Consider the following 19,762-nt stretch of genomic DNA (forward strand, 5'->3'; position numbering starts at 1 on the left):
CCATTTGGGACCGCCCACGGAGCCGAACAGAACGGCGTCCGCCTCTTCGCAGGCACGAATGGTTTCTTCGGGAAGAGCCTTGCCGCAGTGGTCAATGCCCGCACCCCCTACAAATGCCTCCTTGCGGCTTACGGTAAAGCCAAACTTGCCGCTTACGGCATCCAGAACCTTCAGAGCCTGTGCCATGACCTCGGGCCCGATGCCGTCGCCGGCCAAGACAGCAATATGATGGTGATGTTCACTCATGTCGCTGAAAGTCTGGTCATTCTCCCTTCAAAGGTCAAGAAAACACCGTTGCCATGACCGCGCCGCGGAAGCCTTTTTGCGTCAAAAAGCCTGCAAGAGTAAAAAAGTACTTGCCAAACGCCCGTACCTCCAGTAAAAATCCCTCCGCGTTCCATGGAATGCAAACTCCCCTGTAGCTCAGCGGTAGAGCGGGTGACTGTTAATCACTAGGTCGTTGGTTCGAGCCCAACCGGGGGAGCCACTAATTTTCTAAGCCCTGTAATTTTAATGGATTACAGGGCTTCTTTTTTGTCTGTTTTGAGGCTGGAAAGGTGAAAAACCGCGGAAAAACAACCATAAGTGCTGACAAAATGTCATTTTTTGATTCCGTTCTGGCATGAAATTGGCGTTTCGGGGAAAATCATAAAACGCCTAAAGTCTAATCTGACGGCATGATTAAGGCGTGTACCGGCATATTCATGTTTGGACAGCATCCCGGATTGCAAAAAGGGAAACACGTTTATTTTTCCTTCAGGAAGGAAATGATGGATGTATCGTCTGCCTGGAAGATGCGGTTCCGGAAAGAGTATTGGGGGAAAGATGTTGGAACCGGAAAATGGCTCTGAGTCGTACATTTTTTCGTTCACCTAATTTTAAGCAAGTTATGATTTTTGTATCTCCGATTTTGAAACCGTGCATTCCAACGCAGCGTCTTGAATGCTGCACATAGCGCGGATGTTGCGGAGAAGGAAAGGAGGTCATGGCGCAATGCATAAGGCATTTCTGGAATGGTGTTGCTCGCTAAAAAGCGCAGGTATTTTGAGAAGGAGGGTGATGACAATAAAATTACTGAAATAATTGCAGTAAAAACATTGACCCGCCGCAATAATTCAGTAGGTTGGTATTGTTGACGGAAAATAACGGACGATAAGCTGCTGCGCATTTGAAAACATGAAAAAACATGATGTTGCTTATTTATGCAGAAATGAAGGCGTTGCAACCCTGTTTGAAAGAACAGGGGATATCCCTATGAGCTGCAAGCTGCAAGAGTGGTTTCAGGGAAAATGCATGGCTTCCGGCAATCATATCCGGGCCGACGTGTTCCCGTCCGGCAGGGGGCTGGCGGCGGATGGCGAAAGACAGGCTTTGGAAAAGTTGTGAAAACATATCTGGATAAAAATGTTTATGAGGCGGCTTTAGAACGCATAGCCTATTGTTTCCAAGAGTTTGACAATGTCCTGGTGTCTTTTTCGGGCGGCAAGGACAGCGGCGTCATGCTTAATCTCTGCTATCGTTACGCCGCCGAACAGGGCCTTCTGGATAAGCTGTCCATGTATCACCTTGATTATGAGGCCCAATATCAAATGACGACCGAGTATGTCACCAGAACATTTCTGGAGCAATTCCCCGGCATTCGTAAGATGTGGTACTGTGTACCGATCAGGGCCCAGTCCGCATGCTCCCTGGGGGAACCTTACTGGACGCCGTGGAGCGCCGCCCAGAAAAAACTGTGGGTGCGACCCATGCCGGAAAATCCCTATGTAATCAACGAAAAGAATCTGGACGTCCCGTTCCGGCACGGTATGGTGGACTATGAATTCCAGGATAAGCTTTCACGCCATTTTGCCAAAAAACACGGAAATACTGCCGTCATGGTAGGGTTGCGGGCGGATGAAAGCCTCAACAGATACGCCGCCGTTGCCCGCGGCAATAAAAGGACGTCTTATGAGGGAAGGAAGTGGATTACACGGGCTGATGCCGTGACCGTCAGCGCCTACCCTCTTTATGACTGGCGCGTCAGTGACGTCTGGACGGCTAACGCCCGTTTTGGTTTTGACTATAACCGCCTTTACGATCTCCTGTACCAGGCAGGCCTTACGATCGGGCAAATGCGGGTGGCAAGCCCGTTTAATGACTGCGCCCAGGAAAGCCTGAAGCTTTACAAAGTTATTGATCCTGCCAACTGGGCGCGCATGGTCGGGCGCGTCAACGGCGTCAACTTCACGGGTTTGTACGGAGGTACGACGGCCATGGGCTGGAAAACCATCAAACTGCCGCCCGGCCATACCTGGAAGTCCTATTATGAATTCCTGCTTTCCACAATGAACGAGAAAACGGCGGAACACTACAACAATATTTTGGAGAGGTCTAAAAAGTACTGGATGAAAGGGGGCACCGTCGATCCCGGAACTGCCGATGAAGTGCTGGCCGCCTATCCTCTGGCGACCGTGACGGGAAAGTCGGGCCGTTACGTCGACCGCGACGTCATTCAGTTTATGGGCTATCCCGACGACATGCCGGTCAGCAATTTCCGGCAGGTGCCTTCCTACAAGCGCATGTGCATCTGCATCATGAAGAATGATTACTTTTGCAAGTACGCCGGGTTCGGTCCAACCAAGGGAGCGATTGCCCGGCGCCGGGCCGCCGTCAATAAATACCGCAATATTTTATGAAAACCTCCTATCAATCCCCCGTTTACAAAATCCGGCGCGTTCCCCTGGACCAGATACGTTCCAATGCCTATAACCCGAACAGCGTAGCTCCCCCCGAAATGAAGCTGCTCTACCAGAGCATCAAGGAGGACGGTTATACGATGCCTATCGTTTGTTATAAGCTGGAGGACGGGACCTATGAAATCGTGGACGGGTTCCACCGCTGCCAGATCATGAAGACTTACCGCGATATTTACGAACGGGAGGGTGGCATGATGCCGGTGGCCGTAATCGACAAGCCTCTTGGAAACCGCATGGCTTCCACCATCAGGCACAACCGTGCCCGGGGATCTCATAATATCGCCCTCATGACCAATATTATCCAGGAGTTGACGGAGGCGGGCATGTCGGATGCGTGGATACTCAAAAATCTGGGGATGGACGCGGAAGAATTGTTGCGCCTCAAGCAGCTCAGCGGGATTGCCTCCCTGTTCCGGGACGAGGAATTCAGCCGGGCATGGGAATCGAAATAATATCAACCCGGAATCCATGAATAAATATGTCGCTCAACTGCTGGAAGTCATTCAGAAGAAAACAGGCTGTGACACGAGCGGCGCCGTGCGCTGGCTGGCGAATCAGGCCGGGGTGTCGGAAAGAACGGCATGGTACTGGAAACAGCAGGAGAAACTGAGAAAGGCAACGGAAAAGAACCTCGGCAGAATAGCCGAAGAATTGAAAAAATGAGTGAAATGCCTCACGCCATGCCATTGAATGTTGCAGGGCGCCCGGTTCTTCTTGTTTAACATGCAGCTTTTCTAAATGGCAGCATGATTGGATTGTTGGGTGCGCCGGCGGGATGTTCTTCCGCTCCCGGCACGGCAGCGAATAAAGATGTTCCGGAGCGGGGCAATGATACAGCCTGTTTACCGTTGTTCCGGACAGGTTGGAATAGGTTCGGGAATTGTGTTCCTTCATGCCGGAAAACATGATGGCCTGTTCCAGAACAGGCTGTCCACAGATGACCGCATTCATCTGTTTCCGGCCGTGTGAACAGTGCGGGAACGGTTTCTCTAAAGAGTAGTTGCATCCTGATATTTTTTGGATTATATCATTTTTCATGAAATGGCTTTTGATTTTCCTGATAAGTCCCTGCATGGCTTTTGCTGAAAGTATCAGGGGAGTCGTGATTAACGTGATTGACGGCGACACGGTCATCCTTCTGGAAAAGACGCCTGAACAAATGCGTACGCACCGGATACGGCTTGAGGGAATTGATACGCCGGAAAGGGGGCAGGACGGGTATGAAGGCGCCAAGAAATACCTGGAAAAGCTGATTTGGGGAGAGACGGTTACAGTCCGGTATACCGAGAATGACAGGTACGGCCGTATTTTAGGGGAAATATGGCATGGAAAAATGTTCGTCAACGAAGAGATGGTGAAGGAAGGATGGGCGTGGATTTATAAAAATTTTTCCGCCAGCCGGAAGCTCGTTTCTCTTGAAAGGGATGCCAGAAAGGCCCAAAAAGGCATCTGGTCTGACCCGAATCCCATATCTCCGTGGGAATGGAAAGCAGCAAAAAGAAAGGAAAAATCTAAGGGGAAAAATACTGGGGAGATCCCTTATTAAATCGTTTTCCGGGAAAATGCCTCGTTCGTGATGCTGCTGGACAGGGGATTTTCAATAAGCAGGAAAAACGGATGCTTTTAACGGCGGGCGCGGTTCAGGAGCATTTCCGTTGTGGCCTGCCCGCCTGCTCCGGTTCAAAGATGGCGGGCAGCGGAGTGTTTGCCCTGGAGCCTTGCCAGGGCCATGTTTCAGGGTTGGCGCGGTAAGGCAGGAGATAATCCACAGCTTTTTGAATGGAAGCCCCGGCGGGTGTTTTCCGGTAACGGTAGTTCTTGTCGCCCATGCGTTCTGCAAGATGCACCAGGTATCCCCATGCCTGAAGAGTGTAAACGCTGTATTGCCAGGGTTCCGCCCGTTTGAGTTCTTCGGGCTGGGATCCGTCGGGAGCGATGTGGCGGTCCATGTTGGCGAAGGCTTCCGCCAGCCATTGGGCCGCTTCATGACTGCGGCCCAGGAAGGATGCCAAATGGGCGCATTGCGCCACATAAAACAGATAATGGTTGTTGCTGCACGTGTGTGCATGCCTGCCCTGCCTGCTGGTAGTCAGCCATGTGTAATACTGGTTCAGCCACGCATCCACCTGCTTCCATTCCTCTGCCGTTAGGGCATTGGAGCATTTCAACGCCGTCAAAGCTTCCAGGAATTCGGGAATGCGGTAAAGGTCGATGATGCCTCCTCCGCCTCCTTCCGTCCGGTTTCCGGGGCGAATTTGGGCATATTTCAGATGGGGCTGCATGCGGGTTGCCGGAGCAATGAACCAGGCTTTCAGCCATTGCCCGGCCCGGGAGGCGGCCTGCGGATCCCTGTCGAGTTTATACTGCCGTCCCAGGCTGCAGACCGTGCCGATGAAAGCGGCCATCCTGCCGCTGTCGTCCATGCTGCGGAGCCGTTTGTTCTTTTTGCCGTCAATGGGTTTGTAAGGACCGTCCGGATTGGCGGGGTCCGGCCAGTAATAAAGGGCATAGCTGACATATTCATTGGCCTGCGCTTTTTCTCCGAACAGGCTTTTTTTCTCTCCAAGGGTGATGACGGGTGCGTTCAGAGGACTGCCATGCACCATGGAAAAGAGAAGCGCCGTGAAAGGGAAAAAGATGAACCAAAACCTCCAAAATGCCATTACCCTATTCAAGCAGGAACCTTTTGCCGGGACAACCGGGAAATGGAGCAATGCCCTGATTTCCTTGCAGAGCCGTTTCCGGCCGCTTTCCCGGTCATCCGGGGGTGTGGCGCTGCGGAAAGAGATTCCGGAAAGTCAGTCCGGCCCTTTTCCCGGATTGCGGGTTTCCGCATCAGGCCAGATGCATGCCGCCGGTAACGCCAAAGACCTCCGCAGTAATGAAGCTGGATTCCTGGGAGGCGAGAAAGACGTATAGTCCGGAGAGTTCCACAGGTTGCCCTGCCCTTTTGAGAGGTGTTTTCCGTCCGAATTCCGGCAGGTCCTTCTGCAGCTGGCCTCCAGTTACTTGCAGGGCTGTCCAGATGGGGCCGGGAGCCACCACGTTGACCCGGATGCCTTTGGGGGCAACCTGCTTGGCCAGGGAGCGGCTGAACGCGATGATGGCCGCTTTTGTGGAAGCATAGTCCACCAGGTTCTTGCCGGGCTGGTAGGCCTGAATGGAGGAGCAGGTAATGATGCTCGTCCCCGGCTTGAGATGCGGAAGGGCTTCCTTGGCAATCCAGAACAGGGAGAACACGTTTACTTCAAATGTCTTGGTTAATTGTTCCGTGGTAATGTCCCGGATATCTTCCACCGCCACTTGTTTACCGGCTACCAGGGCCATGATGTCCAGTCCGCCAAGTTTTTCCAAGGCATCCCTGATGAGTTTTTTACAAAAGACTTCATCGCTGAGGTCCCCCGGCAGTAGGACGGCCTTCCGGCCCTCTTTTCTGATGAGTTCCGCCACTTCTTCGGCATCGCTTTGTTCTTCAGGAAGGTAGTTCAAGGCTACGTCGGCTCCTTCGCGTGCGTAGGCAATAGCCGCCGCCCGGCCTATTCCCGAGTCTCCCCCTGTGACCAGGGCTTTTCGTCCACGGAGCCTGTTGCAGCCATGGTAGCTTTGTTCCCCGGAATCCGGCACGGGCTTCATTCCGGATTGCAGTCCGGGGGCTTTCTGCTGCTGCTTTTCATATCTTTCCTGTTGGAATTCACCGCGCGGGTCCTGTATTTCGTTAGTGCCTTTTGTGCTCATTTTTTCGTCAGTCATATTTTGATGCGGAGTTGACGGAAGGGGAAAAGCGCTGCCATGCGGGAAATAGCCGGCAGCATTCCCTTTTCCGGCATTCTTCATTCCTGTCGTGATGACCAGGCTTCGGACAGCCTGTTCAGGGAAAGACATGTTTTTATTTCAATATGCCATTGATATTTATTTATATAGGAATTTTCTAAATGTTGTTTTTATTGGCCGGAGAAAGTTATTTGATTTTCAGATTTCCTGAATTTCCCCAATCCACTTTAGGGGAAAAACATCCTTGGGATGATTGATGATTTTAGAATAATTTAATTTCTTCTTCTGTTTTACCACCGTTTTTGATGCCGTCCGTAAGTGAAATATCCGGCTGTATCCGCCAGGAGCGTCGGAAGGGTGGGAATGTCTTTCATTTCTACGGGGGTGCCAGCCGAAGGCGCCGCAGAAAGCCGGTATCTGGATGGTGTCAGCCCGTCCCCAAACGGTTAAGACCGGGGAACGAAGGGAAAAGATATTTCTTTCCTTCCTGTTTACAGGCGGAAAAAAAGAAATGAAAGAAAACGGAATCAGCTTTCTTCCTGTTCCAGTTTCGCTTTCCTGGCCAGGATTTTTTTCATGACGGCACGGCGATCTCCTTCCGGTATTTCCACGGGGTTGCCGCGATAGTCGCTGGTCATGGCGGCCAGGGCCCCTCCTACGTGGCGCATGTTGAAAATCGGCAGTTTCCAGGTGGAAGGCTTTTCCGGATCGGGTACGTAGGCAAAGTCGGAAGCGGGATGTGCCTCCCCGTCCACTTTTTTTGTTTTGGATTCATGGTTGCGGTCCATGAGTAATGGACAACCGCCTTTACCGGCCATGGTGGAAAAGCTCCGGGATAAGACACGGAAATCCGCCTGCCCAACTTAATCAATATGGGAAAGCAGTTTATTCCGGGCTGTTTTCTTTTTTCCGCAGAGCGTGCCGGCACCGCCCGTTTTCCGCTTCCGCGTTTTACCCTTTACAAGAGGGCTGTGATAGATAAGCATGTCCTTATCAATTTATAATAATTCTTATTTATGGAAAATACATATCGTCATGCCCAGCTTCCGGAAGGGCGCGTTCCCGCCCTGCGCGTGGAACCAATGCCTGCGGATACCAATCAGAGCGGGGAAGTATTCGGCGGCTGGGTGATGAGCCAGGTGGACCTTGCGGGAGCCAATACCGCCATGCGCTATGCATTGAGCCGCTATATTGTGACGCGTGCGGTGAGCAGCCTGACGTTTGAAGCTCCTGTGCTGGTGGGCGATGTAGTGTCCTTTTATACGGATATTATCAAGGTGGGCCGCACCTCCGTCACCGTGAAGGTGGAGGTATATGCGGAACGTCTGACGAAGCTTTGCAATAACATTGCCAAAATTACAGAGGCGGAGCTGGTTTATGTAGCCCTGGGGGAGGATAAGAAACCGATTACCCTGGAAGAGTCCCGCGCCCGGTTTGCGCAGTGCTGTTCTCTTGAGACGGGAGATTCCTCTTCCTGTTCCTGAACAGGGGCGGGAATTTTCCTCTTCAAGCTGCTTTTTTCCGTTTGCGGGTGATTCCCTTGTCTTTGTCCACCAGGGCGAAGATGAAGGAACTGGCCGCGGCAATGGCGCCGATGGTGGCGAAAGTGGTATGAAAGGCGGTTTCCACAGCCTTTCCGGAGGTAGCCGAATGGCCGCCGAAGCTGTCCAGCAGCAGGGAGGCCGCGGCAATACTGACAGCAATGGAGAGCTGCATGATCGTGGAAAGCAGGGAGTTTCCGCTGCTGGCGTCTGCATTGGGGAGGTCAATCAGCGTCAGGGTGTTCATGCAGGTGAACTGAATGGAGTTGGCCCCGCCCAGCAGCGCGAGCATGCCCAGGAGAATAAGTTCATGGGTTCCGGGGCCTACAAAGTGGAAAGAGGCCAGCAGCGCTCCTATGGTGAAGGTATTGACGACCATGATGTTCCGGTAACCAAATTTCCCGAGCAGACGCGGCGCAACCGTTTTTGCCAGCAGATTGCTCAGGGCCAGCGGAATCAGGGACATGCCGGACTGAAGAGCGGAATAACCAAGCACCACCTGGAAGAAAAGCGGCATCAGGTACGGCAGGCAGCTTCCGCCCAGGCGGCAGACGATGTTGCCGGCGATTCCGATGGCAAAGTTTCTGATGCGGAACAGGGCCGGGCTGAAGATGGGGGCTTTTGAACGGAACGCCAGCACCCAGTACAGAAGTTGAAGAATGCCTCCGGCAGACGTGAGGATGACCATGCGCGGCTTATCGGTTATGCCTCCTGCGGAAGAGAGGCCCATCGTAGCCAGGACGGCGGAGGAGGAGAAAAGGAAGAAACCCGGCCAGTCGAATTTCTGTTCCCGGACCGCTTTCAGGTCCGGCATCAGCTTCCAGGTGGCCCACAGGCCCGCCATGCCTACCGGGATGTTGATCAGGAATATCCAGTGCCAGGAAGCGTACTGTACGATGATACCGCCCAGCACCGGCCCCAGAAGGGGGCCCAGCAGCGCCGGAATCGTTACAATGTTCAGGACATTGACGAACATGGAGCGGGGATAGGAGCGCAGGATGACAAGGCGCCCGACGGGCATCAGGAAGGCGCCGCCTATTCCCTGGATGACGCGGCATACCGTCATCATGGTAACGGAGGCGGAAAGGGCGCACAGCAGGGAGCCTACGGAAAAAACGGAGATGGCCAGCAGGAAAGTACGGCGTGAACCCAGTTTGTCGGATATCCATCCGGAGGCCGGCATCAGGACGCAGACGGTGAGCATGTAGGCCGTTACCAGGGAGTGGAGCTGCAGCGGATGGCTGTTGAAGCTGCGGGCAATGGTGGGAATGGCCGTGTTCAGGATGGTGGCATCCAGCATCTGCATAAAGAATGCCGATGCCACAAGAAAGGGCAGGTAGCGCAGAGCTTTGGAGGATGTCGGCAGTTTTTCCATGAAAGACCGCTGACAGTATCCGGCCTGGCCCCGCCCGGGGCAAGGCAGATGTTTGTTCCGCTTTACGCCCCGGGTTCCGGAGGATGCCGCTTCAGCACGCGTTTGGAAAGCCATGCGCGCACGGGCTCGTCATAAAGCTTCAGGCACCCGTAGGCTACGGCAATGCAGAGGAATAAGACGCCTGCCGCTACGGGGAGCGCACGGGAAAGAGGGACTTCCGCATCGTGAACCCAGGCCAGGTAGAGATATACGATAGGATAGTGGGTGATATAAAGGGGATAGGAGATGTTTCCCAAAAACCGGCTGGCTCTGGAAGAGATGTCTCCAGGGATGTCACTGGCTCCGAGGAAGACTATCACGGGAAAGATGACAATGATGCAGAAGGCGTCATACAGACCGTTCAGGCGGAAATGTTCCGCGCCTCCTACATGGGGCGCCGCCAGGGTTCCCGCCAGAAGCAGGCTGCACCACCAGAAACCATGCCTGATCCGTCCAGGTTTGCACAGGCGGAACAGGAGCAGACCGCCGAAGAAAGGGAACATGAGCCGTGTAAGCCCCACACGGCACTGTTCCGCATCCAGAGTCCAGCCGCCGATGTTGTTGCCCTGCGTGTAGCACTGGTGAATGAGGGCGCAGCCCGCCAGAAAGACCAGGACCGCCAGCCATCTGCTGGTAAATTTTCTGATGAGCATGGCATAAAGGATATTGGCGACGTATTCGAAGAAGAGGGACCAGGCCGGACCGTTCAGCGGGTGCATTTCCGACCATCCGCGCACATCCAGGGAAACGGGAACGGGCAGCAGCGTGAATCCCACGGTCATGACCAGCAGCATTTTCCATACGGGGGTTTGCGCAAGGTTCGGGAAGATTTCAGACCCCTGGAAGTAAAAGAGGATTCCCCCCAGCAGCATCCCCATGACCACCATGGGTTGAAGGCGCACCAGCCGCCGCTTGCAGAAGTTCCACAGGTTCATTTTTTCCCAGCGGTCGTCATAGGCGTATCCGATGACGAAGCCGGACAGCATGAAGAAGAAGTCCACGGACAGGTAGCCGTGGTTGATGATCTGGTCCGTATGGAACTGGAAGTCCCTGGCGCTGCCTTCAAACATGTGGAACAGGACCACCATGACGGCGGCCACCCCGCGGAGGCCGTCCAGAGCGGCGTAGTGCGGTTTGGGAGCCAGGACGGAGGCAGGGGCTGGAGTGCTCATAGTATATAATACGGCGGGAAGTGGCGGCGCTTGCATAAAAAAGCTGCCGCCTTTCCCCGAATTCCGCCTTCTGTCCGGCAGAAGGCGGATGAGAAAGTCCCGGATTTCCGTAGAGCGCCCGCCGGGCACGTTCAGCGTGACTGAAGCGAGACTCGGTTGATCAGAGGTTTGCTTTCCAGAAAGTCCCGGATGTTGTGCAGGGTGACTTCCGCAATATTGTGCAGGGCTTCTTTCGTGAAAAAGCCCTGGTGGGAAGTCAGGATGACGTTGTTGAAGGAAAGAAGACGGGCCAGAGTATCGTCATCAATAATCCTGTCGGATTTGTCTTCGTAGAAATATTCTCCCTCTTCTTCGTACACGTCCAGTCCGGCAGCTCCCACTTTTTTTGATTTCAGGCCGTCAATCAGCATTTCCGTGTTAATCAGCTTGCCGCGTCCCGTGTTGATGATCATCACTCCATCCTTCATTTTTCCAATGGAATCCGTATTAATCAGGTGTTCCGTTTCCGGAGTAAGGGGACAGTGCAGGGAGATGATATCGGACCGGGCGTACAGATCGTCCAGGGTGGTGTACGTAATGCCAGCTTCTTCCGCAAAGCGCTGGTCAGGGTGCAGGTCATAGGCCAGGATGTTCATCCCGAAGCCTTTGAGAATGCGGATGAGGATTCTGGCGATTTTTCCCGTTCCGATGATGCCGGCCGTTTTTCCATTCATGTCAAAGCCCATCAGGCCGTGAAGAGAAAAATTGCCGTCCCTGGTGCGCCAGTAGGCGCGGTGTATTTTGCGGTTCAGGGAAAGCATCAGGGCTACGGCATGTTCCGCCACCGCATAGGGAGAATATTGGGGCACCCGCACGACGGGCAGTTCCGCTTCTTCCGCAGCTTTCAGATCCACATTATTGAATCCGGCGCAACGCAGAGCCAGCAATTTGACGTCATTTTCCTTCAGGTTCCGTATTACTTCCCGGTTTGCCGTGTCATTGACGAAAATGCACGCTACGTCCGTACCGCGGGTCAGGGGCACGCTGTCCGGAGTGAGGTGCCCTTTGAAGTAACGGATGTCGTAATGGAATTCGCGTTCATTGACAGAATTGAAGGAATCCCGGTCGTAGGGCTTGGCGTCAAAGAACGCAATGCGGCAGGAATGGGCGGTCATAGGAAAGGATAGTGAGGTTATTCCGCAGGCGTTTTTTTCTTTGCGCTTCCCTGGCCGGCGACGGCCGCCATGCGTTTGCGGATTTCTTCCGGATCCCCAAGAAAGTAGTCTTTTTCCAGGTTCAGGGAGTCGTCAAATTCAAATACATAGGGGGTGGCGGTAGGAAGATTAAGGGAAAGCAGCTGTTCGTCAGGAATGTTTTTCAAATACTTGATCATGCCCCGCAATGTGTTGCCGTGGGCTACGATCAGGATATTGTCCAGCGTCCGTAGAGAAGGGAGAACTGTTCCTTCCCAGTAGGGCATCATGCGGGCAATAGTTTCTTTCAGTGATTCCGTTCGCGGAAGTTCGCTGTCCGGCACTCCCTTGTAGCGGGGATCCCATTTGGGGTTGGCGGGATCGTCCTCCGCCAGGGGAGGAGGCGCCACGTCATAACTGCGCCTCCAGATCAGTACCTGTTCGTCTCCGTATTTTTGAGCCGTTTCACTTTTATTCAGGCCCTGGAGCATGCCGTAGTGCTTTTCATTCAACCTCCAGCTTTTGGAGACGGGCAGCCAGTCCTGGTCCAAACGGTCCAGCACGCAGTTGAGCGTTTTCACGGCCCTCTTGAGATAAGAGGTGTAGGCATGGTCAAAGGCCATTCCCCTGTCTTTCAGAAGGTCGCCCGCGTGGTTGGCTTCCTGTATTCCCAATTCCGTCAGATCCACGTCCGTCCATCCGGTGAATCTGTTTTCACGGTTCCACGTGCTTTCTCCATGGCGAAGAAGAACAATTGTTTTCATATTGATCAATTTAGACAGGCGTCCTCCGGTTTTCATACAAAGGGATGAAGATATATGACATGATCACATTCCACGGAACGGAAGGCCTCCGTTCCGTCCGGCCCCGTCAGATTTCTGGCGGAGGGGAAGGGTATTCCGAAGATTCGGAGAAGAGAGAAAAAAATTGTTATTGGCAACCGTCTTCAAATGAATTAACTGTTCAACATGATGAAGCAATATAGTTTCAGTTGGTCTGCCGCACTGATGGCCGTCGGAGTGGGAGCATTGGCATGGGCTGGCCCTGAGGCTGTCCAGAATGTACAGAAACCCGCTCTTTCCGGAGGACCCCCCGTTGTGTTCGGGTTCGGCGGGGAAGGGAACCAGGAGTTCATGCTGAACGGGAAACCCTTCCAGATCCGCGGCGCGGAGATGCATCCCCAGCGCATTCCCCGGGAATACTGGAGGCACCGCATCAGGACCGCCAAGGCTATGGGGCTGAATACTATTGCATTTTACGTGTTCTGGAATGACCATGAGCAGCCGGACGGCAGCTTTGACTTTAAGACGGGCAATCGGGATCTGGAAGGGTTCCTCAAGTTATGCCAGGAGGAAGGCATGTGGGTTTTATTCCGCCCCGGCCCCTATGCATGCGGGGAATGGGATCTGGGTGGGCTGCCTCATTATTTGCTGAAGGATCCCAAGGCCAAGTTGAGAACTACGGAAGACGCCAAATTCATGAAGGCGCAGACGCGTTATCTGGAGGCCGTGGCTCGTGTGGCGGAGCCTTTTTTAGCCAAAAACGGGGGCCCCATTCTGATGACCCAGCTTGAAAACGAATACGGGAGCTACCAGCGTAAAGACCGCAAGTATATGGAATGGCTGAAGGCGTTCTGGAGCAGGAAGGGTTTTGGCCCCTTTTACACCTCCGACGGCGCGGGAGAACATTTTCTGAAAGGCGTGGTGCTTCCAGGCGTGGCCGTAGGGCTGGATCCGGGGCTGAACGACGGCCATTGGGCAGTGGCTAATAAATGCAATCCGGGAGTTCCCGTTTTTTCCTCGGAAACGTATCCGGGCTGGCTGCGGCACTGGGGGGAGGGGAATTGGGCTCCCACCCCTGGAGTGGTCAACCACGTCCGCTGGTTTATGGACAAGGGGCGTTCCTTCAGCTTGTTCGTTTTCCACGGAGGCACCAATTTCGGATTCTCGGCCGGAGCCAACAACGGAGGGCCGGGAAAATACCAGCCGGACCTGACGAGTTATGATTACGGTTCTCCCGTGGATGAGCAGGGGCGGATGAATGAATATTATGCCCAGATGAGGGACATCATTTTGAAAAAGTTGCCTCCCGAAGCCGCTGTGCCGGAACCTCCCGCGGACATTCCGGCCATGGAAATTCCGGAGTTTACGCCCGCAGTGCATGCCGGCCTTTGGGAGAACCTGCCCAAGCCTTTCCGGTCCAAGTTCCCGCAGCCTCCCTATTTTGAACAATGGAACCAGAACCAGGGTATTGCCGTTTACAGCACGGCCGTTCCGTCAGGACCGCCTGAAACGCTGGAATTTACCAATGTCAATGACTATGCCCAGGTGTATCTGGATGGAGAGCTGGTCGGCACGCTGGATCGGCGGCTGGGGCAGAAGAGCGTGAAACTGCCGGAGCGCAGGAAGCCGGGGACGCTGGAAGTTCTGGTAGAGGCCATGGGGCATATTAATTTTCATATCAGCATGGAGAGTGACCGCAAGGGGATTTACGGTCCTGTGAAACTGGGAACGCGGGAGTTAAAGAACTGGACGGTGAGGGCGCTTCCCCTGAAAGCTGATTCCATTGTGCGGGCTCCCAAAGGAAAGGGGCCTTCCCAGAAACGGGAAGGGGCGCATTTCCGGGCCGTTGTAAATATTGAAGAGCCTCAGGACACGTTTCTGGATATGTCCCGCTATGTCAAGGGGTATGTATGGGTGAACGGAATCAACGTGGGGCGCTATTGGAATGTGGGACCTCAGTTAAGGCTGTATGTCCCGGCCCCATTCCTGAAAAAAGGGGAGAATGTGATTGATATTCTGGACCTGCACGAAAAGGAGCCCAAGCCTGTCCGCGGCATGAAGGAACGCAACAAGGAACCCGGAAAGATAAATACCAAAAACCTGGACAACCAGTGGTAATGCTGGTGCGTTTTCCGCTTGCGGTTCCGGATTTTCCATGAATTTGAACTATGGGAAAGACCGCAAGCGGGGAGTAGATTTCCTGGCGCCGCAGTTTCCCGGGAATTCCGGTTTGAACATTTCTCCAGCCAATGCCGCAGGGCGGAGTGGCGGAACCGGGCTTGCCCGAAACGTTCATCCAACAGTTCGCCAAACGCTTTTTCTATTGTTGCCGGGCTGTCCGGAAGAGTGCGCTCCTGACTGGCCCGGCAATGGTTCCTGGCGTTTTTATTTCCATGGGAACGGCGGTTCCCATGACGGTTTTTCGCAGGGCATGAGGAAGAGCCGCCGATGGAACGGCGAGTCTCACAGCGTTCCGGCTTATGGTTTTTTCAGGATTTTGACGGATAGCCGACACTCTGGGCGTACAGGACTTTTTTGAGGACGGGGAGCTTCAGGCACTGCTGGATATAATTGGCGTTAATCATGGCGCGGAACACGGTGCCGAGCCCTTCGGAAGCACAGAAAAGGTAAACGTTTTCTCCAATAAACCCCGCATCCGTGCAGGCCGTGACCAGCTTTCTCCTGGCATCAAAGTCTCCCGGCTGTTTGGACTGGTCTACTACATAGACCAGGTTTAACGGCGCGGTAGCCGCGAATTCCTGTGTTCCCGTAGCGGCCCGCATGTCGCCCTGAACCACTTTCTCCAGCCGGTGGGTTTCCGGCCTGTAAAGATAGGTGCCCTGCGGCAGAACGACATAGATTTCTATTTCATTGGAATTCCGGGAAGACGGCGCCGTGCGGTAGTCGGGATCGTCCCGGTTGACGCCTTGCGCCGCCCAGAGCAGGGAGGACAGGATTTCCACCGGGATAGGTTTGTCTGCAAAGGACCTGGTGGAATGCCGTTCATGAAGAACCTGCATGAGGGGCTTTCCTCCCTTTTTATCTGGCGGAGGCAGCACGATGTCGTTACAGAGAGCCGTTCCGGAGAAGAGGATTCCCGAAATGACGGCCAGAAACGGACTGAGATGAGAGAAAGTGTTCATAGGCAACGGGAAAAACATATGTCAGCCAGGAATAATCAGCAGGATACTTGTGTTTTTCTCATGTTTTTGGAAACATGAAGAGGCCTGATACTATAAAATGGCTATGAAAATACAAGGAAAAATACTCTGGTTTGATTCTTAACGGGTTCCGGGAAAACGAACCTTCAGCAAAAGACCATTGTTTCAAGTTGACCTCGGAAAGGTATTGCGCTTTTATGTCACACGGAACAGGGATAAAACCGTCTCATCCCCCACCCCAATTTGCTTCAACGCGTTCAAGCTGCATCCCCATGAATCCTGTCAATCCTCTGCGTCCCGGTTTTCCCAAGCATAAAAAATCCTCTTCCGGCGGAATTATTATGACTATTGTCCTGGTGCTGGCTCTTGCCGCCGGAGGGGTGGCTTACCACCGGGTTTCCGTTCAACGTAAGGCTGCTGCCGCTGAGCTGGCGGCCAGAAAGGAGGCGGAAGCGAAAGCGGCGCGTGTGCGGAAAGCCGCGGAACTGGAAGCGGCGCGCAGGAAGGCGGAGGAACGGGCGCGCGCGGAGGCGGAGGAAAAAGCCCGTCTTGAGGCGGAACGCCTGGCTGCTGAGGAAGCCGCCGGAAAACGGCGGAACAAGGAACAGGAAGTGGCGGAGCCTTCCCCTGAGGAACCGAAGGAAGAACCCGTGGTCCAGGAGGAAGATCCGCGGCTGGAGATTTTCAAGAAGCCTGTTCTTCTGGTCAGCCTGAAGGCCAATAACGCCGCCAACAGAAAGTTGTTTACGGATGCTTTCAATCTGGCCCTGGAAACGGGCCGCTATGACTTGTATGCCGATTTCCTGCGCTCCAATCTGGAACGGGATGCCGTGAAGGTCATCAAATTCGGCAAATTTGACGCGTCCATGTACGATCAGAGCCCGTACCTCATGCGCGCCAATGAGCTGTACCAGCTCATCAGCAAAGTGGGAGCGGAAACCATCCAGGAACAAATCAAGGAGAGTTCCCCCAGGTATTTCTATCCATGGCTTTTTTCAGACCCTTCCGATCCCCTGAGACTTTTCCTGCGCACGATGGCGCGGGAGCAGACACCCGGGGAGGAGTGGGGAGGGATTTTGAGGAAGTGGGCGGGATTCTGGATGAAAACCTCCGCCATGCCCCGGAGCAGGTATTCCTCCCTGGCGCTGGCCTGCGCCATGCTGAATCCCCGCATCGCTTCCAGCCCGTCCAAGCTGAGGGCGTCTTCTTCCACCAATATTTCCACCACGCCTTTGACGCTGGAACAGGTATTCGAGTACTTCATGGAGATGGATGAAGCCCGTGAGCTTCTCACGGACATTTCCAAATTAAGCCCTTCCGAGCTGTTGTTTGTGGTGGATGTGCGTCTGCCGAGGTCGGAGATGGATTGGGCGCGCAAAAAGGTACGCCTTACCCGGAAAGGATGGGGCGGAGCCTATTCCATGATCCGTTACCGGATGGACCGCGCCGCACTGGGCAAGGACCCTTATACTAATTATACCTTCCAGGAGATTCTGGATGAAGGCGGCATTTGCATGGACCAGGCCTATTTTGCGGTGAATACCGCCAAATGCAACGGCATTCCCTCCGCCTATGTTACCGGGGACGGCAACCGCGGGCCGCATGCCTGGGTCAATCTGCTGACGACGGATGAAACCTGGCAGTCCTACGGCGGGTACGGATATAATACGGGGCATTTTTCTCATCCGCACAACTGCAAGTCAAAGCATGAATCCACCCTTCTCCAGGGTATGGACAAGAAGGTGAATGGCGTCCGGCTGGATACTTCCCTGGATTATCTTTCCCTGGCGGACCTGTTTGAGGAGATGCAGAAGCCGGATTGCGCCCGGGTAATGCTAGAAGCCGCTACGCAGGCCGCTCCCGGCAGCCCTCTGGGCTGGGAACGCCTGATTGCCCTGATGAGCCGCCCGGAGAGCGGCACGAAGCTGGAGGAATGGGAGGAGCTGGTGACCATGATCAAGCGCAAGTTCCGTTCCCGTCCGGATTACCTGGCCATGGCCGCCCGCGTGGAAGATGAGTATATTTTCCCCATGAGGGACGCTTCCACCAATAAGCGCCATGTTGCCCGCGATTTGAAGAAGCTGGAAAAGGAGACGGACGAGGGGCGCAGCGACCTGACTTCCGCCGCCATCAAACGGCAGGCGGATCTCCTGATGGAAAACGGGGACAAGGCCGGGGTGGCTGCCCTGTACCGGAAGTCCATGAAGGATTATGCTCGCCGCGCGGAAGTATTTGAAGCGCTGATGGGGCAATATTACGAGTACGTTTCCCAGGATCAGGATGCCGTGCTTCAGCTGGCCAAGGAGGCGGAGTCTTCCTACAACCGGTATATCCGGACTAAATCGGGCGATTATTTCAAGGTAAAAAAAGAAGCCGCCATCCAGCGGAGGATAGCCGGGTATTATGAAAAGGGGGGTAATGGGAAAAAAGCCGACTCCCTGCGCAAGGATGCGGAGAAGCGGGAGAAGAACAGCAAGAAGGGCATCCGGGAAGAAAATTAGTGCGGAGGTGCCTGCGGCCTTTCATTTTCGGGTGGGTTCGGCCGTATTCGTTTCCGGCTGCGGCATACCCGCGGAATGAACGTTTTTAGACTGGAATGCTGTCTTATCTTCAATTAATACATGACTTATATGGCAAGAGAACCTTACGCGAACTTCTGGCCCAAAGTGGCGGATACCGCTTTTGTGGCGGAAAGCGCTGATCTGATTGGAGATGTTACCATTGGGGAACATGCCAGCGTCTGGTACCATACCACGCTGCGCGCAGATATCAATAAGATCGTCATTGGTGATTACTCCAATATCCAGGACAACAGCTGCATCCACCTGGCAGACGATTTCGGCTGCTATGTAGGCAAGTACGTAACCGTGGGGCACGGCGTGATTCTGCACGCCTGCACGGTGGAGGATAATTGCCTGATAGGAATGGGGTCCATTATTCTGGATGGAGCGGTCATCGGCCAGGGGTCTGTGGTGGGAGCGGGCGCGCTCATTACCAAAGGTACCGTCATTCCTCCCAATTCCCTGGTGCTGGGTTCTCCTGCCAAGGTGGTGAAGGACCTGGGGCCGGAATCCGCGGATAATAACCACAAATGGGCGGAAAAATACGTCAAGGTGGCTGCCCGCTATACGGAACGGGTTATTAATCCCGGTTTTTAACATGTGATTTCCGCCCGCCATGCCGGATGAACATTTGATTACTCTGGAACCTTACGCCCTGCTTTACACCCGGGCCGGGGCGGGTGTGTGCCTGCGTGATCCGCTGACCGGCAAGGTGGGCGTCATTTTCATGGAGCTGACAGACGGCATGGCCCTGGAACGCTGCCTGAACGGGGAACGCCCGGTACGGCCGGACACGTCTTCCCTGCTGGCTCACTTTTTATCCGCCATGGAATGCCGGGTGAGGCTGGTGCTTATCAACGGCCGCAAGGATGAAGTCTTTTATGCCCGCGTGACCATAGAGGCTGCCAATGAGGTGATGGACAAGCTGGTGGAGCTGGACGCCCGCCCTTCAGACGCCCTGATGATGGCAGTCCGGTTTGGAACCGCAATCAAGGTTGTTCCCTCCGTATGGGAGAGCATGGAGAACATTCTGCCCCAACTGGAGCAACTGGATGCGGATTCCCCGGACAGCCGCGCTCCGGTATATGTGGGAGATTCGTAAAAATTGCCTTTTCCGACTTTTTGTTCCTGCATCCGCTTTCCTTCCGGCGGCATGGCTGTTGCATATAGGGGTTCTGCTTCTGGGAGGACCTACTTTTTAGAAAAAAAACTTGCTAAGGCACGGGAATCCTTATACATTCGCCGCACATCACTTCAAGTGGGTAGATTCCCGAGCGGTCAAAGGGGGCAGACTGTAAATCTGTTAGCATTTGCTTTCGAAGGTTCGAATCCTTCTCTACCCACCACTTTTCATTTTATGGCGCGTTCTTTCAGAGAGCGCGTTTTTTATTGTTTCATCATCCCCATGATACCGGGAAAGGAAAGAGGAAGCGGGGTTCTCCGAGCAGGA

At 54.1% G+C, this 19,762-nt stretch carries 19 protein-coding genes and 2 tRNA genes; 11 read left to right on the top strand and 10 right to left on the bottom strand.

Going from position 1 to position 19,762, the window contains the following annotated elements; all coding sequences use genetic code 11:
* A partial coding sequence (locus tag WW58_RS06860) for an isocitrate/isopropylmalate family dehydrogenase (protein ID WP_288143427.1) occupies positions 1-246 on the bottom strand: 246 nt, incomplete at its 3' end.
* Positions 247-412: 166 nt separating this feature from the next.
* On the opposite strand from WW58_RS06860, the gene WW58_RS06865 reads away from it, so the two are divergent.
* The 4 genes from WW58_RS06865 to WW58_RS06880 all read left to right on the top strand — a co-directional run bounded on the left by WW58_RS06865 (position 413) and on the right by WW58_RS06880 (position 3,190).
* A tRNA-Asn gene (locus WW58_RS06865) sits at positions 413-487 on the top strand.
* 689 nt (positions 488-1,176) lie between these two features.
* Positions 1,177-1,386 (top strand): hypothetical protein, encoded by a 210-nt coding sequence (locus WW58_RS06870; RefSeq protein WP_022198111.1) that lies wholly within the window; start codon positions 1,177-1,179, stop codon positions 1,384-1,386.
* Entirely contained in the window at positions 1,383-2,678 is a 1,296-nt protein-coding gene (locus tag WW58_RS06875; protein WP_022198110.1) for a phosphoadenosine phosphosulfate reductase, read from the top strand. The genes WW58_RS06870 and WW58_RS06875 overlap by 4 nt, the downstream gene beginning before the upstream one ends.
* Positions 2,675-3,190, top strand: coding sequence for an IbrB-like domain-containing protein (locus tag WW58_RS06880; RefSeq protein WP_012419831.1), 516 nt, complete (start codon positions 2,675-2,677; stop codon positions 3,188-3,190). The genes WW58_RS06875 and WW58_RS06880 overlap by 4 nt, the downstream gene beginning before the upstream one ends.
* Here WW58_RS06880 and WW58_RS13210 read toward each other — a convergent pair.
* The gene (locus WW58_RS13210) at positions 3,165-3,812 is read right to left on the bottom strand and encodes a hypothetical protein (RefSeq protein WP_164907837.1); all 648 of its coding nucleotides are present in this window, start codon (positions 3,810-3,812) and stop codon (positions 3,165-3,167) included. The genes WW58_RS06880 and WW58_RS13210 overlap by 26 nt on opposite strands.
* On the opposite strand from WW58_RS13210, the gene WW58_RS06890 reads away from it, so the two are divergent.
* Positions 3,811-4,284: a thermonuclease family protein gene (locus WW58_RS06890; protein WP_180974330.1), complete on the top strand. Its 474-nt coding sequence runs from the start codon at positions 3,811-3,813 to the stop codon at positions 4,282-4,284. The genes WW58_RS13210 and WW58_RS06890 overlap by 2 nt on opposite strands.
* Positions 4,285-4,378: 94 nt before the next feature.
* Here the strand turns inward: WW58_RS06890 and WW58_RS06895 are convergent, their stop codons facing one another.
* The 3 genes from WW58_RS06895 to WW58_RS06905 form a co-directional block, all read right to left on the bottom strand.
* Positions 4,379-5,344: an alginate lyase family protein gene (locus WW58_RS06895; RefSeq protein WP_215833653.1), complete on the bottom strand. Its 966-nt coding sequence runs from the start codon at positions 5,342-5,344 to the stop codon at positions 4,379-4,381.
* 229 nt (positions 5,345-5,573) lie between these two features.
* Entirely contained in the window at positions 5,574-6,473 is a 900-nt protein-coding gene (locus tag WW58_RS06900; protein WP_102758762.1) for an SDR family oxidoreductase, read from the bottom strand.
* Between the two features lie 563 nt (positions 6,474-7,036).
* Positions 7,037-7,297 carry a hypothetical protein gene (locus tag WW58_RS06905; RefSeq protein ID WP_022198106.1) on the bottom strand — a complete coding sequence of 87 codons (261 nt, stop codon included), beginning with the start codon at positions 7,295-7,297 and terminating at the stop codon, positions 7,037-7,039.
* A 228-nt stretch (positions 7,298-7,525) separates the two neighbouring features.
* Between WW58_RS06905 and WW58_RS06910 the strand changes: the two genes are divergently transcribed.
* Entirely contained in the window at positions 7,526-7,993 is a 468-nt protein-coding gene (locus tag WW58_RS06910; RefSeq protein WP_012419825.1) for an acyl-CoA thioesterase, read from the top strand.
* A gap of 22 nt (positions 7,994-8,015) precedes the next feature.
* Here WW58_RS06910 and WW58_RS06915 read toward each other — a convergent pair whose 3' ends face one another.
* The 4 genes from WW58_RS06915 to gpmA all read right to left on the bottom strand — a co-directional run bounded on the left by WW58_RS06915 (position 8,016) and on the right by gpmA (position 12,572).
* Positions 8,016-9,425, bottom strand: coding sequence for a DHA2 family efflux MFS transporter permease subunit (locus tag WW58_RS06915; protein ID WP_046436644.1), 1,410 nt, complete (start codon positions 9,423-9,425; stop codon positions 8,016-8,018).
* Positions 9,426-9,487: 62 nt separating this feature from the next.
* Positions 9,488-10,636 carry an acyltransferase family protein gene (locus WW58_RS06920; protein ID WP_046436645.1) on the bottom strand — a complete coding sequence of 383 codons (1,149 nt, stop codon included), beginning with the start codon at positions 10,634-10,636 and terminating at the stop codon, positions 9,488-9,490.
* A 131-nt stretch (positions 10,637-10,767) separates the two neighbouring features.
* On the bottom strand, positions 10,768-11,790 hold the full coding sequence (locus tag WW58_RS06925) for a 2-hydroxyacid dehydrogenase (protein ID WP_046436454.1): 1,023 nt from the start codon (positions 11,788-11,790) through the stop codon (positions 10,768-10,770).
* Positions 11,791-11,807: 17 nt separating this feature from the next.
* Positions 11,808-12,572: a 2,3-diphosphoglycerate-dependent phosphoglycerate mutase gene (gene gpmA / locus WW58_RS06930; protein WP_046436647.1), complete on the bottom strand. Its 765-nt coding sequence runs from the start codon at positions 12,570-12,572 to the stop codon at positions 11,808-11,810.
* 204 nt (positions 12,573-12,776) lie between these two features.
* On the opposite strand from gpmA, the gene WW58_RS06935 reads away from it, so the two are divergent.
* Complete coding sequence (locus WW58_RS06935) at positions 12,777-14,708, top strand: beta-galactosidase (RefSeq protein ID WP_215833652.1); 1,932 nt, start codon at positions 12,777-12,779, stop codon at positions 14,706-14,708.
* Between the two features lie 371 nt (positions 14,709-15,079).
* Here WW58_RS06935 and WW58_RS06945 read toward each other — a convergent pair whose 3' ends face one another.
* On the bottom strand, positions 15,080-15,733 hold the full coding sequence (locus WW58_RS06945; RefSeq protein ID WP_102737705.1) for a nitroreductase family protein: 654 nt from the start codon (positions 15,731-15,733) through the stop codon (positions 15,080-15,082).
* 290 nt (positions 15,734-16,023) lie between these two features.
* Here WW58_RS06945 and WW58_RS06950 point away from each other — a divergent pair, with 290 nt between their 5' ends.
* From WW58_RS06950 to WW58_RS06965, 4 genes are all read left to right on the top strand, one after another.
* Positions 16,024-18,252 carry a hypothetical protein gene (locus WW58_RS06950; protein WP_046436456.1) on the top strand — a complete coding sequence of 743 codons (2,229 nt, stop codon included), beginning with the start codon at positions 16,024-16,026 and terminating at the stop codon, positions 18,250-18,252.
* Positions 18,253-18,381: 129 nt separating this feature from the next.
* Positions 18,382-18,909: a gamma carbonic anhydrase family protein gene (locus WW58_RS06955; protein WP_232051467.1), complete on the top strand. Its 528-nt coding sequence runs from the start codon at positions 18,382-18,384 to the stop codon at positions 18,907-18,909.
* Positions 18,910-18,928: 19 nt separating this feature from the next.
* On the top strand, positions 18,929-19,414 hold the full coding sequence (locus tag WW58_RS06960) for a bifunctional nuclease family protein (protein ID WP_046436458.1): 486 nt from the start codon (positions 18,929-18,931) through the stop codon (positions 19,412-19,414).
* A gap of 158 nt (positions 19,415-19,572) precedes the next feature.
* Positions 19,573-19,658: transfer RNA gene (locus tag WW58_RS06965), tRNA-Tyr, on the top strand.
* Positions 19,659-19,762 lie beyond the last annotated feature (104 nt).

This window comes from Akkermansia sp. UNK.MGS-1, assembly GCF_000980515.1.
Lineage (GTDB): Bacteria > Verrucomicrobiota > Verrucomicrobiia > Verrucomicrobiales > Akkermansiaceae > Akkermansia > Akkermansia muciniphila.